Annotated in this window: 12 protein-coding genes; 7 read left to right on the forward strand and 5 right to left on the reverse strand. The window is 53.3% G+C overall.

Annotated features, from left to right (window positions below; genetic code table 11):
• The first annotated feature begins 57 nt into the window (after positions 1 to 57).
• Positions 58 to 972 (forward strand): dihydrodipicolinate synthase family protein, encoded by a 915-nt coding sequence (locus tag M3087_RS01600; RefSeq protein ID WP_022384607.1) that lies wholly within the window; start codon positions 58 to 60, stop codon positions 970 to 972.
• Between the two features lie 21 nt (positions 973 to 993).
• A complete protein-coding gene (locus M3087_RS01605; RefSeq protein WP_249093282.1) occupies positions 994 to 2,439 on the forward strand; it encodes a sodium:solute symporter in 1,446 nt (481 codons plus the stop codon).
• A 114-nt stretch (positions 2,440 to 2,553) separates the two neighbouring features.
• On the opposite strand, the gene nudC is transcribed toward M3087_RS01605, so the two are convergent.
• Positions 2,554 to 3,327 (reverse strand): NAD(+) diphosphatase, encoded by a 774-nt coding sequence (nudC, locus tag M3087_RS01610; RefSeq protein ID WP_022384605.1) that lies wholly within the window; start codon positions 3,325 to 3,327, stop codon positions 2,554 to 2,556.
• Positions 3,328 to 3,542: 215 nt separating this feature from the next.
• On the opposite strand from nudC, the gene M3087_RS01615 reads away from it, so the two are divergent.
• Genes M3087_RS01615 through M3087_RS01635 form a run of 5 tightly spaced genes read left to right on the forward strand, consistent with a single transcriptional unit; the run spans position 3,543 to position 10,874 of the window.
• Positions 3,543 to 4,739, forward strand: a complete 1,197-nt coding sequence (locus M3087_RS01615; RefSeq protein WP_022384604.1) for a clostripain-related cysteine peptidase — start codon at positions 3,543 to 3,545, stop codon at positions 4,737 to 4,739.
• Positions 4,740 to 4,759: 20 nt separating this feature from the next.
• A complete protein-coding gene (locus M3087_RS01620) occupies positions 4,760 to 6,433 on the forward strand; it encodes a bifunctional metallophosphatase/5'-nucleotidase (protein WP_249093284.1) in 1,674 nt (557 codons plus the stop codon).
• A 38-nt stretch (positions 6,434 to 6,471) separates the two neighbouring features.
• Entirely contained in the window at positions 6,472 to 8,286 is a 1,815-nt protein-coding gene (locus M3087_RS01625; protein ID WP_249093285.1) for a WG repeat-containing protein, read from the forward strand.
• Positions 8,283 to 9,242 carry a hypothetical protein gene (locus tag M3087_RS01630; RefSeq protein WP_249093287.1) on the forward strand — a complete coding sequence of 320 codons (960 nt, stop codon included), beginning with the start codon at positions 8,283 to 8,285 and terminating at the stop codon, positions 9,240 to 9,242. Before M3087_RS01625 ends, M3087_RS01630 begins: the two co-directional genes overlap by 4 nt.
• A 3-nt stretch (positions 9,243 to 9,245) precedes the next feature.
• Complete coding sequence (locus tag M3087_RS01635; protein ID WP_249093290.1) at positions 9,246 to 10,874, forward strand: leucine-rich repeat protein; 1,629 nt, start codon at positions 9,246 to 9,248, stop codon at positions 10,872 to 10,874.
• Here M3087_RS01635 and M3087_RS01640 read toward each other — a convergent pair.
• The 4 genes from M3087_RS01640 to M3087_RS01655 all read right to left on the reverse strand — a co-directional run bounded on the left by M3087_RS01640 (position 10,871) and on the right by M3087_RS01655 (position 15,274).
• Entirely contained in the window at positions 10,871 to 11,989 is a 1,119-nt protein-coding gene (locus M3087_RS01640) for a serine/threonine protein kinase (RefSeq protein ID WP_022384599.1), read from the reverse strand. The two genes, M3087_RS01635 and M3087_RS01640, sit on opposite strands and share 4 nt — an antisense overlap.
• The gene (locus M3087_RS01645; protein ID WP_022384598.1) at positions 11,976 to 12,560 is read right to left on the reverse strand and encodes a hypothetical protein; all 585 of its coding nucleotides are present in this window, start codon (positions 12,558 to 12,560) and stop codon (positions 11,976 to 11,978) included. Before M3087_RS01645 ends, M3087_RS01640 begins: the two co-directional genes overlap by 14 nt.
• A gap of 213 nt (positions 12,561 to 12,773) precedes the next feature.
• On the reverse strand, positions 12,774 to 13,937 hold the full coding sequence (gene lysA, locus M3087_RS01650; protein WP_022384597.1) for a diaminopimelate decarboxylase: 1,164 nt from the start codon (positions 13,935 to 13,937) through the stop codon (positions 12,774 to 12,776).
• A 20-nt stretch (positions 13,938 to 13,957) separates the two neighbouring features.
• Positions 13,958 to 15,274 (reverse strand): aspartate kinase, encoded by a 1,317-nt coding sequence (locus tag M3087_RS01655; RefSeq protein WP_022384596.1) that lies wholly within the window; start codon positions 15,272 to 15,274, stop codon positions 13,958 to 13,960.
• Positions 15,275 to 15,280 lie beyond the last annotated feature (6 nt).

The following is a 15,280-nucleotide window of genomic DNA, read 5'->3' on the forward strand; positions in this document are numbered from 1 at the left end:
TTTTATAGATTTGTAGACATAAACTTATGTTCGACCTTAATTTTAAATTGTAACATTATGGAAAACCTTTTGAAAAGCCCCCTTAGTGGTATCATCCCACCCTTGGTCACTCCGCTGAAAAGCAACGACACGCTGGACATTGCCGGTCTGGAACGTTTGATCGAACACCTCATTGCCGGAGGCGTGCACGGCTTGTTTATTCTCGGGACTACCGGGGAAGAGCAGAGCCTGAGCTATCACCTGCGTCACGCCATGATTCGCGAAACCTGCCGCATCAACAACGGACGGTTGCCTGTCCTGGTATGCATCACCGACACTTCTATCGTTGAGAGTATCCGTATGGCGAAGATTGCAGCGGACTGTGGAGCAGCCGCAGTCGTGTCGGCTCCGCCTTACTATTTTGCACCCGGGCAACCGGAGTTGGCGGAGTTCTATGAAGACCTGGTTCCGCAGCTGCCTCTTCCCGTATTCCTTTATAATATGCCTTCGCATGTGAAGGTCAGCTTTGCACCCGTCACGGTACACCGCATCGCACAGAACCCCCGTGTCATCGGATTCAAGGACAGTTCGGCAAACGGAGTCTACTTCCAGTCGGTCATGCACATGATGAAGGAACGTCCTGATTTTGCCATGCTTGTCGGTCCGGAAGAGATGACAGCGGAATGTGTGCTGATGGGTGCTCATGGAGGTATCAATGGCGGAGCCAACATGTTCCCCAAACTCTATGTGGACATGTACAATGCCGCAAAAGCTGGTGACCTGGAGACGTTGAAGCGCCTGCAACCCATCATCATGCAGATCAGCTCCACCATCTATACCATCGGACAGCACGGGTCAAGTTACCTGAAAGGGTTGAAATGCGCCCTGTCCATATTGGGCATCTGCGACGACTTCGTGGCAGCTCCCTTCCACAAATTCAATGCACCCGAGCGTGAGCGTGTCCGTATGGCTTTGGAGGCATTGCCCTTGTAACCTTTAAACTTCCCGAACGCTATGCATATTATAGACCTGATTGTATTCCTCGTGTTTACCGGTGGCGTGATGCTGCTGGGATGTTCCTTCTTCAAGAAGAAGACCTCTTCGGATGAATTTACTTCTGCCGGACGCAGCCTGCCCGGATGGGTAGTCGGTATGTCCATCTTTGCCACATACGTGAGTAGCATCAGTTACCTGGGTTATCCCGGAAAAGCATTTGCCGGCGACTGGAATGCCTTTGTGTTCAGTATTTCCATCCCCGTGGCATCTTATTTTGCCGCAAAATATTTCGTTCCTTTCTATCGGAACATCGGGAGTGTGTCAGCCTACAGCTTCCTGGAAGAGCGTTTCGGAGTGTGGGCGCGGCTCTATGCCTCGATGTGTTACCTTCTGACTCAGATTGCCCGTATGGGAGCCATCCTGTTCCTGCTGGCATTGCCGATGAACAGCCTGATGGGGTGGAACATTCAGTTGGTCATCATAGTGACCAGCATTGCCATTATCATCTACTCGATGATGGGAGGCATGAAAGGGGTGATATGGACGGAAGCCATTCAGGGTTTCATCCTGATTGGTGGTGCTCTGGTGTGTCTGGCTGTCCTCTTGTTCAAGATGCCGGAAGGTCCGATGCAGACCTTTGAGATTGCTGCACAGGACAACAAGTTCTATCTGGGCGACCTCTCGCTGGACATCAGTTCCTCCACATTCTGGGTATGTCTGATTTACGGCATCTTTATCAACCTGCAGAACTACGGTATCGACCAGAACTACGTGCAGCGCTACCATACAGCCAAGAGTGAGCGTGAAGCCAAGTTCTCGGCACTCTTCGGAGGTTACCTGTTCATCCCCGTTTCTGCCATCTTCTTCCTGATTGGTACGGCGCTCTATGCTTATTATAAGGTATATCCTGATTTACTGCCGGCAGACATCTTGGCAAAGGCGGATTACGTGTTCCCCTTCTTTATTGTTCAGGAATTGCCGGTGGGAGTGACGGGACTGCTCATTGCCTCCATTTTTGCTGCCGGAATGAGTACGGTGGCAACCAGCGTGACCAGTTCGTCGACCATCATCCTGACCGACTATTACAAGCGTTTCCGCAAGCAGGCTTCCGATAAGGAACAACTGCTGGTCCTGAAGATTGGCAGCTTGGCGATAGGTGTGCTCGGCATCCTCGTTGCCATCGCTTTCCTGAATGTCAACAGTGCGCTGGATGCCTGGTGGATGTTGTCATCCATCTTCAGTGGCGGTATGCTCGGACTGTTCCTGCTGGGGTATCTTTCGCGGAAGTTTGTCCGCAATTTCGATGCCATCCTGGGTGTCGTCTGTGGCGTCATCCTCGTGGCATGGATTACCATCAGCCCGCTGGTGCATGACAACCTTGCCATCGTCTTTGGCACCTTGCTCATCTTCTGTGTTGGTTTCCTGAGCGCAAGTATCTGCAATCGCTTCCGGAAAAAGGCATGAATCCCTGAAACTGTCTTGTCAAGATTAAAATAGTCCACCGGGCAGCCGTACAGAACTCCCATCAGCTCAGGTTCTCGTTCTGTACGGCTGTCCCCGGTGGACTGTTTTTTTCTATCATTTGCCAATCCAGTGGTCAATCAGCTTGCGGGCAAGACTCACCTTGCCGGGGATGTTGGGCAAATGGTCTTTGTGAAAGAAGTCCCCGGCGCTGAGTTCGGAATCCTGCAACTTGATGGTTCCGCTTTCATATTCAGCCGTGAAACCCACCATCAGTCCGAAGGGGTAGGGCCACGCCTGGCTCGCAAAATAGCGGATGTTGCGGATACGCAAGCCCGTTTCCTCCATGACTTCCCGTTCAACGCACTCTTCCAGCGTCTCTCCGGTTTCCACAAAACCTGCTACCAGTCCGTAGTAGTCCCCCTTGAAGTTGCGGGCATGCACCATGAGTGCTTCGTCACCCCGGGTTATCAGGACAATGATGGCGGTCGACACCGTCGGCCATATCTCCTTACCACAGCCCGAGCAGCATTTGCTGATGTTGGTATGCCAGTCCATTGGCATGCCGCATGACGGGCAGAAGCGGGAATTTCTGTCCCAGTAAATCAGTTCCTGAGCCTTTCCGGCTTTTTGGTATTGGCTGGGGAGCAGCACCTCAAACGAGGCCCGCAGCCCCATCATGATGAACCGCTCGTTTTCGAGAACCGGTGACGGGAGGGCATACGCGTTGAAGATTTCGCCGTCGAACATCGAAAGTTCGTGGATGTGCGTCCATGCAGCCACCGGAGTTGGAGGCTCGTTCTGATAAGGTATTGTCAGTTTGCCGTCTTTCTTCTCCAGCAGCAGCTGGTCGTTGAAGAAGACGAACCAAAGTCTTTTCTCGTTGTCCATAGTTTGTCGTTTGTTTCTTCGATAAATTCACGCAAAGTTATATGAATCTCCGCAAAGCACTCCCCTTGCAGGGAGGTAAGTTGTGAAAATCTTCCGGCTTTCACCCGTCTGTCTGAACCCGAAGGTGGAGAAAGTCACCAAGAGATGCCCGGGCTTTGCATGGGGTGTGGCGTATTTTTCTTATCTTTGGCCGTTCAAAATAAAAAACTGAATATATGGTATTTCGTAGACTGATAAATTGTCTGGCTTTCGGCCTGATTGTAATTATCGGACTGTCGGTTTCAGGCTGTGATGATAAGGTGGACACGGATCGGCTCGCCGAGAAGACTCTCTTCATGTATTTCCCCTGGTCGAATAACCTGACCGGTTATTTCCGGACAAATATCTCCGATATGGAGCAAGCCATCAGCCAGCGTGGGCTGGAGAATGAACATGTGATAGTCTTCTTTTCGACGGCTCCGGATGAGGCCGAGCTGTATGAGATTGTATGCAAGAAAGGCAAGTGCGAGCACAATATCCTGAAACGTTATACGGATCCTGCTTTTACCACATCGCAGGGGATTACGGGCATCCTGAACGATGTCAAGTCCTTTGCGCCCGCCCGGACGTATGCCATGACCATCGGTTGTCACGGCATGGGCTGGATTCCGGTATACAACAGCCGGGCACGTTCGTTGGTTCCCTTCAAATACCATTGGGATGTGGACGGTGCTCCTCTGACGCGTTTCTTCGGCGGTACGGAGAAAGCTTATCAGACGGATGTCACGGCGTTGGCAGACGGCATTGCCAATGCCGGCATGACCATGGAGTTTATCCTGTTTGACGATTGTTACATGGCATCCGTGGAGGTAGCATACGATTTGCGTCACGTGACCGGTCATCTCATTGCTTCCACATGCGAGATGATGGCTTACGGTCTTCCGTATGCCCGAATAGGAGCTTACCTGTTGGGAACACCCGATTATCAGGCGATTTGCGACCACTTCTATGAGTTCTATTCTGCCTACAATCTGCCTTATGGCACACTTTCGGTCATTGACTGTTCCCAGCTGGATGCCCTGGCTGAAGTGATGAATGAAATCAATGCCCGGTATACGTTTGACACCTCTCTACTAGGCTATCTTCAAAGGCTAGACGGTTATAGTCCAACAATCTTTTACGATATGGGCGATTATGTCTCCACGTTGAATCGGGGAGAGCACTTGCAGGAGCTTTTTGAGGAACAGCTGGCACGGACGGTTATCTATTCGGTGCACACCGACGAATATTATACCACCCTTTCGCAACCGAACGTACGGCCCATCCATTCCTTCTCAGGGCTGACCATTTCGGACCCGAGCACCAGTTCGGAGGCTGTAGCCAAGACCAACACCGCCTGGTGGAAAGCTACGCACCGTTCCACCACCTATTAACCAACCTTACACGCTGCATCTTGAAGACGAAAGAAATCCATCTGAAGCTCATTGAGACGAGCGACATACACGGGAACTTCTTCCCCTACAACTTCGTTACCGACCAACCGTCAGAAGGGAGCCTGGCGAGAGTATGCGCGTTGCTGGAGAAGTTGAGGGAGAAGTGGGGCGATCGCCTGGTGTATATCGATAACGGAGACATTCTTCAGGGACAGCCTACTGCCTACTACTATGACTTTGTCGATACGCAGTCGGAACATCTGGCGGCCTCCATGCTCAACTACCTGCACTGTGATGTGGGCAACATGGGAAACCATGACATCGAAGGGGGACATGCTGTCTACGACCGTTGGGTACGTGACTGCCGTTTCCCCGTCCTGGGAGCCAACGTCATCGATGTACGCACCGGGAAGCCTTATCTGACGCCGTATGTAATGCTTGAACGTGCCGGAGTCCACATCGCCGTGTTCGGTATGATTACGCCTGCCATTCCCATGTGGCTACCCGAGAATCTGTGGAGTGGCCTGCATTTTGAGGACATGGAGGAGTGTGCCCGTCAGTGGGTGCCTTATATTCTCGAACGCGAGAAGCCAGATGTCCTCGTCGGCGTGTTCCATGCCGGCAGGGAGTCGGTGCGTCAGATTGATTTCTACAACGAAGACGCCACGCTCGACATTGCCCGCAATGTGCCGGGATTCGATGTCATTCTCATCGGCCATGACCACCGCCGTTTCTGCGACACGGTGACCAATACGGAAGGGCGTCCCGTGTGGATTGTCAATCCTGCCCACAACGGCGTGATGGTGGGAGAAGTGGACATACGGGTGTCGAAACTGGAAGACCGCGTGGTGTACAAGAAGGTCAGTGCCAAGCTGACCCGCACGGGATTCTACGGCGTCAGTGAGGCGTTCATGCAGCATTTTGCCGACGCCTACGAAACGGTGAAAGCCTTTGTCTCCCGACGGATAGGAACCGTGGCGGAGACACTGAAGACAGAGCCTGCCTACTTCGGGCCGTCCGCTTTCATCGATTTCATTCACCGCATGCAGCTGGAGCTGACACATGCCGACATCTCTTTCTGTGCCCCGCTGTCCTATGACGCGATTATCCGTGCCGGGGACGTTTACATGCGCGACATGTTTAATCTATACCGTTACGAGAACATGCTCTATACGATGCTTCTCACCGGACGGGAGGTGAAAGACTACCTGGAGTATTCCTATACCTTGTGGACCAACCGGATGCAGACCCCTGCCGACCACATCATGCTGCTGGCTCCGCTGGATAATGCGGGAACACGTTACGGCTTCCGGAATTTTGCCTTCAACTTCGATTCGGCTGCCGGCATCTGCTATACGGTGGATGTCACCCGTCCACAAGGCGAGAAGATTACCATCACTTCGATGGCAGACGGACGTCCTTTTGACACGGCTGCCACCTACCGGGTTGCCATCAATTCGTACCGGGGCAATGGGGGAGGAGAGCTGCTCACCATCGGCGCAGGCATACCGAAGGAGGAACTGGCGACACGCATCGTGGAGATCACACCGAAGGATTTACGCTATTACCTGATGAAATACATCGAACGGCAAGGAACCGTCAGCCCGAAGCCGCTGAATCAATGGAAGTTCATCCCGGAGGCATGGACCGGGCCTGCCATCGAGCGCGACCGCAAACTGCTGTTTGGAAAGTAAGTCGTCCATCGGGCAACAGATTAAGAATAAGGAAACTGATGAACCGTAGTTTGAGAAATATCGGATGGTTGGGAATTGTCTTATGGCTCCTGTTCGGGTGTGTACACAAGCCGCAGGAAACGGTGGATGCATTGCCCTATTGTGAGGAGGACACGACTGCATGGGGGCTGCTGACCACCGACGGCACTGTGGCTGCTCCTTCCGGAACGTGGGGGCAGGCACCGTCTGCCGTAGTCAACGGACGGTTCACGGCGATAGATACGGACGGTCGGGTACACCTTTACGGACTGGAACAGCCGGACCGTCCGTTGAGCCACACCGGCGGCTACTATCGGATAGGATACTTCTTCGACCGGGTCACTGTGGCGCAGCATTCCCCGGACATGCCCTTTGTCTTGCTGGATCGTGATGGAGAGACGGTTGCCGTCGTGGATAACTCCGTCCGGATGATGCATAACTTCTCGTGTGCCCGTGCCTTGGTCTATACGGACACAGGACATTATGGTTACATGGATTTGCAGGGACGACTTGTCCTCCCCGCAGTGTATGATTATGCCGCCGACTTTGCAGACGGTGTCGCTCTCGTGGGACGCCTGGATGCTGACGGACGGATGGGCTATGCCTTCATTGATGAGAACGGAGAGGTGGCAACCCTGCCCGGAACCTCTTCCCGGTTGTTGGGCGTACGCTACAGCGACGGGCTGTTGAACTGCCGTGAGCTGGATAGCGGACGCTGTGTCTATATGGATCGGAAGGGACGCGATGCCCTGTTCCTGTCCGACACCATCGTGGAGTCTTTCCCTTTCCGGAATGGTCGAGCCGTGGTGCAGTCGGAGCAGGGACGTGGAGTGATTGACCGACAGGGACGGTCGGTGGTGGCGTCCGTGTATACCGATATTTATCTGTCCGGGAAAGACCGCATGGCACTGTGCCGTGCCGGACAGTGGCAGCTGGCCGATGCCGAAGGGAATCCGCTGTCCCCGGCACGCTATGAGGCTGTCTCCCCGTTTCTGCCTTCGGATGCCCTTGTCGTGCGGAAGGCGGGCAGGATGGCCCTGCTGAATGCAGATGGTCATACCGCAGCAGTCGGCTGGGTGGACTCCATTGCCTGTGACCCGGTGGCGTTGAGGCTAATACCGCAGGTCTTCGTGCGTAGCGAGAAAGCAACGTCTCATGCCGCGGACAAGGTTATGGAGAAGGATTCCGTGAAGAAGGCCGACGAACCGTTGAAGCCGGAACGGGAAGTACCCGTCCGTGTGACACACCGCACCGCCCCCGATTGGAGGACCGTCGGTAAGGACAACCCCTTCTATGCGGAAGCCGTGAAAGTAGTATCCGGCAGGTTGGAGGAAGACGATGCCGAACGCCGCCGCATCATCCTGAACTATGTGGAGCATCTGCGTACGGCTTATACGACCAAGGACGTTGATTTCCTGGAGCAGCTGTTCAGTGAACGTGCCCTGATTGTCGTCGGGACGGTCATCCGCGCTTCCTCCCAGGAGTCTGAAGGCTATCTGTCTCCCCGTCAGGTGGTCTATAACATCAAGAGTAAACAGGAGTATCTCGGACGACTCAAGGAACTGTTCCGTGCCAACAAACATATAGACTTGCAGTTCAGTGGCTTCAAGATTATGCGTCATCCGACGGCCGAAGGAATCTATGGCGTCAGTCTGCGCCAGGCCTACCGTTCGGACCTCTATTCCGATGACGGCTATCTGTTCCTGTTATGGGACTTCCGCAACCCAGCCATGCCACAGATCCATGTGCGCACGTGGCAGCACGCTTTTCCGGACGGACATACCCCGTTGCCTGAGGATGAGATACTCGACATACGTAACTTTAATTTGCAATGAGGATGAAACGTCTGATGATTTATCTCGCAGCCTGCTTGTGTTGCCTCACGATGGCGGCACAGAAGTTTGGAGTGGCACGTTTCCGGGTGATGCCGAACGACATCTCTGCCTACATCCATCCCGTGCGCGACCTGAACGGAGAGGCTTGCGCACTCATCAAGGTGGTGGGCAGCAAGGATTTCGCATTCTCTACACCACTGGGCATCGTAAAACGGGTCGATGAGGTGGGGGAGGTCTGGCTCTATGTGCCGCACGGGACCCGTCTACTCACGGTGAAACATCCCCGGTGGGGCGTCCTGCGCGACTATTGTCTGGACCCTGCGGCAGAATCGCGGTTGACCTATGAGCTGGTGCTTGCAGAGCCCTTGCCGGATGCCAATGGATGGGGTGTTCCTTTTCCTGAAATGCACCCCGTAGCTGTATGGAGAGTGGCGTCGGATATTCCACAACCGGAACCGGTCAGCTGGAAAGCACGCCGGGCGAAAGAATCCTGGAGGATGGTAGCATTGGTTGGTACAGGCATCAGTGACGGAGTCTCTGCGGGATTGCGGTTGGGAGTGATGCGCAGGCACGGTGCCTATGTCTATGGACAAACTAATTTTACGTCTCTCCCCTCTACGGTCGGTACATGTGACGACGAGGGTTATACGGCAGACGGTTCCCTCCCTTATTATACCGGACGTACGGAAGATGCCCGCTGGCTCTTGACTGCCGGAGCCATGCACCGCCTGTTCGGTACCTTTTACCTGTATGAAGGTTTGGGATATGGCAAGCGTACGTTGGTGTGGCAGACCATCGAAGATACCTATCTGCGCCATGCACCCCGTTCAGTGGAAGGACTCTCTGCCGAACTGGGAGCCATGTATCGTTGGCGTATGCTGATGCTGTCCGCCGGTGTCACAACGATTGCTGCGGACTGGTGGGAAATGAATGTAGGAATAGGAATAAGCTTTTGAACCATGGAACTCAAATACATCTTGATTCTTTTGATCGGACTAGGTGTTGTCTCGCTGGTCTCTTGTGTCCATGACAATGCACCTTCCAACCGGCCGCCGACGCTGACTGTCGATTCGGTGGTAGGAGTGACACGCACGTCAGCCATCTTGGCAGGAACCCTTTATATCCCCGAACGGAGCCGGGTGGACTTCTGCCGGTTCTGTTATGGGACGAGTCCCGAAAGCATCGTTTCTGTCGATTGTCCGGTGAAGCAAGGTGTGGTCTACGCTCGTCTGGAAGGGCTGCGTCCCGGAACGACCTATCTTTATTACCTGGAGGCAGGTACGGAGGCACAGCGTGTGATGAGCGACTCAAGGGCTTTCCGCACCTTGCCCAATGAAGTGCCTACGTTGGGACGTGTGACCATTGATGCCCAAGGACCGTTCAGCGCCATGCTCCGTTGCCGGGTGTTGGAAGATGGAGGTGAGGTATTGACCCATACGGGGTTTGAGTATGTGCTGAACGGGGAGGAAGAAACTGTTCGGGTCGAGATGGTGGACAGCTGTCTGGCCACACGCATTGGAGGACTGGTTCCCCACGCGGTCTATACGGTTCGGGCTTTTGCTGAGAATGCCGTCGGAAGGGCTTACAGTGAGCCGTTGACTCTCACAACCAGTGATGCCTTCGTCTGGCAGCAGCCTGGTGACCTGGTGGTGCTGGTTGAGGATGCTGAAAAATACAAGGTGGAGACCATGACGCTGGCGGGACCACTTGACGGGGCAGACCTTCGTCTGCTGCGTGATATGGCAGGACGGGACGCGGAAGGCAGGCAGACCGCCGGTCGGTTGGCTCGTCTTGATATGACCGACTCCCGGATTGTCGAGGGTGGATTGTCTTATGACGGTTCCCATTATACCGAGGCTGACGTGGTCGGGAACGGACTCTTCAAGCATTGCCTGTCCTTGCAGGAGGTACACTTGCCTTCTGGTGCCAAGCGGATGGATACGGATGCCTTCACCGGTTGTCATGCCTTGCGCAGGCTGATGATTCCCGAGTCTCTTTGTACGTTGGTTCCTTCTGCCGATTGTCCGTCCCTGACTGAAATCGAGGTGTCGGCAGCCAATCCGGAGTTGAGCAGTCTTCAGGGTGTGTTATATGATAAGGAGGGGACAAGCCTTCTGTGGTTCCCACCGGGAAAAGATGATGCGGAACTGGAGCTTTCTCCTACGTTGGTCCGGTTGGGTGACTATGCCTTGCAAGGTTGCAGGATACAGTCTGTCCAATTGCCCTCTTCGGTGCGTGAGCTGGGTATAGGAGTTTTCCATAATGCCAAGTCACTGAAGCAGGTCACCCTGTCTGAAGGTGTAGTGAGGGTGCCGACAGCTCTCTTTCAAGGTTGTGATTCTTTGCGAACGGTGACCCTCGGGAAGAATACGGAGTATGTCGGTGAATCTTGCTTCGATGGATGCACTGCCCTGAGCGAACTTCGGGTTGAGGCTGCTGTACCGCCGGTCTGCACGGAAGCGTCCTTCCTAGGTGCGGGAGAAGTGTACACCCGTTGCATCCTGCGCGTGCCTGCCACATCTGTAGTGACCTATCGCAGTCATGCCGTATGGGGAAAGTTCAAGTATGTAAAGCGGATTGAAAACTAACGGGAGCTAGAATCGTTGGGCGAGGTTCCTGCCTGTTCGGGCAGGCTCCATCCCTTCATCTCTTCCCGGTAGGCAGCCGATTGCTGCTGTTCCTCCAGTGGATAACGCTGGTCGAGCACTTGCCTCAACTGACGTCGCAGGTGCGTGCTGTCTGGTTGAGGACGCAGCTGTTCATCTCCAAGGATGCGCCGGTATTCGTTCGGCAGTACAATACTGCCATTAGCAGGGAATATGGGAGTGAATGCGTCGGAAGGCAAGTCTTGCCGGAAACTGTGCAGAAAGAACCATCCACCGATGATGCCGCAAAGCAGGGCGGCTGTCACAAGCAGGTTCCGGGACACCGGACGGCGATGCCGTTCCGTCTGTCGGAGTGCGGCAAGCATCTCTTCTGCAGAGCCATAACGGCACTCACGTTCAGGATGAGCACAGCGTTGTGCGATGCGCAACAGCCGTTTGTCTCCTGTCAACGAAACCATCTCCTTCATGATAACTCCGAGCGAGTAAAGGTCGCAGCGTACATCCCAGGCCGCGTTCGGGTGGAAAAGTTCGGGAGCCATATAGCGGCGTGTCCCGGCAGGTATCTTCAGCAGGTAAGTGTCATCACAATCGGACAGGCTGAAATCGATTATTTTGCAATTGTTTCCATTGTGGGTCACGAGGATGTTCTCGGGCTTCAGGTCCCGGTGGACAATCTGTTTGCTGTGTATGTATGCCAGTGCTTCTCCAAGTTCGGTGAGAAGTTTCTGTGTCAGTTCGCGAGTCAGCATCCCCCGTTCCATCACTTCACGCAGGGTGATGCCGTCCACATACTCCATCAGGATGCAGTTGCCCAGTCCTTCGACCATCTCCCATCCCAATGTACGGCAGATGTGAGGGTGGTCCAGCCGATAGCCGATGGTGAATTCCTTTTGCAGGAGCTTTTGGTACAGCGGATTGTCGCAACAATCTTCTTTTAAGGTCTTCAGAATACGCAACCTGCCGAAGTAACGGATGCAGAAGAGGCGTGTATATCCTTCGGGGGAGACATAGAGCTCTGTCATGCGACCGCTCTCTGTGTCCCCTGTGGCAGGCAGTTCTTCGAGAAATCCGGAATTATCCCAATCAGACTTGTTCATGGGAGTGAGTGTTTAACAGCGTCAGTCCACCGTTACGTCCCGCAACAAAGGCTCCGGTGCGGAAACCGTCGCGGAGGATATAAGGAATGGTGAGCGGTTGTCCGAGGACAAAGCCGGACACTTCGAAACGGTCGCCGATGCGTAGTTTCGATTGCAAGACCTCCGTCACTTCGTAGATAAAGTTGCCGCAGTAGGTGAGGCAGACATAGCGGTTGGGTGCCCATCCCAGCTCGACCTCGGCACCGACATCCAGTTCATCTGAAGAGATGGAAGGTGTGGAAAAGAAGGCGGAACACTCGAACCCTCCGGTTGGTCGCCCGTTGCAGAAAGCCTGGAAGTCTGCATACCCAAGGAAATGAGAGAGACTGTCAAGTGTCTGCATGCGGGGATGGTGTGGATAGGTCACGTAGCCCCACAACCGCTTCAAGGTGGATGGAGAGATAAATTCACCACATCGGTGCTTCAGGAAGAGTGAGAAGATGTTGAAGTCGTTGCTCGTCTTGAGCGGCTTGGCATACTTCTGCTCTACACGGCGTAAGAGTTTGATGATTTCTGTTTGATAGTTATCCATGTCTCAGCGGTTTAATCATAAGTGTGGGTTAGTGTTCCCTTTATTAGGAAAGCAAAGATAGTGAAAAGAGTATAAACAGGACACTATCTGCCACTAATTCCTGAAAGAAACATCCACATGCAGGAGGAACTGCGTCCCGGTGTGCCTGCATGTGGATGTCTATCAGATGATCGTCCGTTCTGAACGGTACCCCATTTGTGTGACGGTTGTTGGTTAATCCCGCAGCTCGTCCGAGGTATACCCCTGGGGCAATGCACGGCAATTGTATCCGGACGCCATGATCTCACCGTAAGCTCCGGCGGAACGCAGGACCAGCAGGTCATGACGGGTCACTCCGTTGAGGTCAACAGCCTTGCCGAATACGTCGGACGATTCACAGATTGGTCCCACAACGTCGTAAGTTTCTACCGGACGTTCGGAAGTGAGGTTCTCAATCTTGTGATAAGCCTGATAAAGGGCAGGGCGGATGAGGTCGGTCATACCGGCATCGACAATGGCAAACTGCTTGTGGGTTCCCTGCTTGACATAGAGTACTTGCGTGATGAGTGAGCCACACTGACCGACAATGGACCGCCCCAGTTCGAAATGGATGGTTTGTTGTCCGTAGCGGCGCAGGTGCTTGTGGTAGCACGCAAAGTATGCAGCAAAATCGGGAACAGGCTGGCGGTTGGGATGCTGGTAGTCGATGCCCAGACCACCCCCTACGTTGATATGTTCCACGAGGATGCGGCGTGCTGCAAGGCGTGCCTGCAGCTCATTGATACGATTGCAGAGAGCGGCGAAGTCACCCATATCGAGAATTTGTGACCCGATGTGGAAGTGCAGTCCGATGAAGCGTACATTGCTCATGCCGAGTGCCAAGTCGATGACACGGTCCATATCATCCATGCTGATTCCGAACTTGTTTTCTGCCAGTCCGGTTGTGATATGTGCATGAGTGTGTGCACCGACATTGGGGTTGATGCGGAAGGCCACACGAGCCACTTTACCTTTGGCGGCAGCCAACGCATTGATTACTTCCAGCTCGGGGACAGATTCCACGTTGAAACAAAAGATATCATTGTCCAGTCCCAGCTCTATTTCCCAGTCGGCTTTTCCCACACCGGCATAGACAATCTTTCCGGCAGGGAAGCCGGCTTGAAGAGCGGCACGTATCTCGCCTCCGCTCACACAGTCGGCACCCATTCCACTATCGCGGATGACGGCGAGGATTTTCGCGTTGGCATTTGCCTTGACGGCATAGTGTACCTGAAAGTTCTCGTAGCGTTCCGCTTCGCGGTTGATGACGTTTAGTGTATTGCGTAGTAAATCTGTATCGTAATAATAAAAAGGTGTTTGCAGGTTCCTGAATTTTTCGATAGGGAAGATGCCTTTCATGCTGTGAGGATAATTGATGATTAGTGGTTGAACAGAGATTTGCTTAATGCTTGCAGAGCACGTTTCTTGTCTTCTTCCTTGATGAGGAAAGAGATGTTGTAATTGCTGCCACCGTAAGAAATCATGCGTACGGGAATCTCACTCATGGCTGCCACAGCCTTAGCCTCGAAACCTACATTGTTCCAGCTCAAGTCGCCCACAACACAGACAATACACATGTTGTGGTCAACTGTTACCGTACCGTATTTCTTCAAATCATCGACAATCTCATGCAGGTGCTTGGTGTTGTCAATGGACATGGACACACCGACCTCTGAAGTACAAATCATGTCGATGGAAGTCTGGTAGCTCTCGAAAATCTCGAAGACTTTCCGAAGGAAACCGTGCGCAAGGAGCATACGGCTTGACTTGATCTTGATTGCTGTGATGTTGTCCTTGGCAGCTACAGCCTTGATTTTTCCACTTTCCGACTCGTTGGAGATGAGCGTACCGGGTGCCTGCGGTTCCATGGTGTTGAGCAGACGTACGGGAATGTTGGCATATTTAGCCGGCTGTATGCAGGTCGGGTGAAGAATCTTCGCGCCGAAGTAGGCCAACTCGGCAGCTTCTTCAAACTGCAATTGACGGACGGGAGCCGTCTTGTCGACTACACGCGGGTCATTGTCATGCATACCGTCGATGTCTGTCCATATCTGAATCTCACTGGCATTGACAGCAGCTCCGATGAGTGATGCCGTATAGTCGCTTCCGCCGCGTTGCAGGTTATCAACCTCACCGTAGGCATTGCGGCAGATATATCCTTGTGTGATATAGATGTCAGCTTCGGGGAGTTTGGCCAGCTGTTGTGCGAGCTTCTCCTTGATGTAGTTCAAGTCCGGTTCGGCATTCTTGTCCGTCCGCATGTAATCGAGTGCCGGGATAAGAACTGCATTGATGCCCTGTTCGAGCAGGTAGTTGGTCATCATGTTGGTTGAGATGATTTCTCCTTGTGCCAGGATAATCTTTTCTTCAAACAGGGTGAACAGGTCCTTGGTATAAGAGCGGATGAAGTTAAATTCGTCTTTCAGGAAAGCGAGTGTCTTCTGCTTGTATTCATCTGTCGAATAAAGCTCATCCACATGCTTTCTGTAAGCAGTTTCGAGGTTGTTGATGATTTCGTTGGCACCCTCTGGATTCTTTTTGTAGAGATAGTCCGAAATCTCAACCAATGTGTTTGTAGTCCCCGACATGGCCGAAAGCACTACGATTTTCTTCTCTCCGTCTGTAATCAGCTTGGCAACATCCTTCATGCGCTGGGCTGAACCGACAGACGTTCCTCCGAATTTTAAAACTTTCATTGTCTA

This window comes from Mediterranea sp. ET5, from assembly GCF_023337025.1.
Lineage (GTDB): Bacteria > Bacteroidota > Bacteroidia > Bacteroidales > Bacteroidaceae > Phocaeicola_A.

Coding starts and splice junctions, on each gene's coding strand:
- M3087_RS01630 (WP_249093287.1), top strand. CDS start 8,283: ATGAGGATGAAACGTCTGATGATTTATCTCGCAGCCTGCTTGTGTTGC.
- M3087_RS01645 (WP_022384598.1), bottom strand. CDS start 12,560: ATGGATAACTATCAAACAGAAATCATCAAACTCTTACGCCGTGTAGAG.
- M3087_RS01625 (WP_249093285.1), top strand. CDS start 6,472: ATGAACCGTAGTTTGAGAAATATCGGATGGTTGGGAATTGTCTTATGG.
- lysA (WP_022384597.1), bottom strand. CDS start 13,937: ATGAAAGGCATCTTCCCTATCGAAAAATTCAGGAACCTGCAAACACCT.
- M3087_RS01635 (WP_249093290.1), top strand. CDS start 9,246: ATGGAACTCAAATACATCTTGATTCTTTTGATCGGACTAGGTGTTGTC.
- M3087_RS01615 (WP_022384604.1), top strand. CDS start 3,543: ATGGTATTTCGTAGACTGATAAATTGTCTGGCTTTCGGCCTGATTGTA.
- nudC (WP_022384605.1), bottom strand. CDS start 3,327: ATGGACAACGAGAAAAGACTTTGGTTCGTCTTCTTCAACGACCAGCTG.
- M3087_RS01600 (WP_022384607.1), top strand. CDS start 58: ATGGAAAACCTTTTGAAAAGCCCCCTTAGTGGTATCATCCCACCCTTG.
- M3087_RS01640 (WP_022384599.1), bottom strand. CDS start 11,989: ATGAACAAGTCTGATTGGGATAATTCCGGATTTCTCGAAGAACTGCCT.
- M3087_RS01605 (WP_249093282.1), top strand. CDS start 994: ATGCATATTATAGACCTGATTGTATTCCTCGTGTTTACCGGTGGCGTG.
- M3087_RS01655 (WP_022384596.1), bottom strand. CDS start 15,274: ATGAAAGTTTTAAAATTCGGAGGAACGTCTGTCGGTTCAGCCCAGCGC.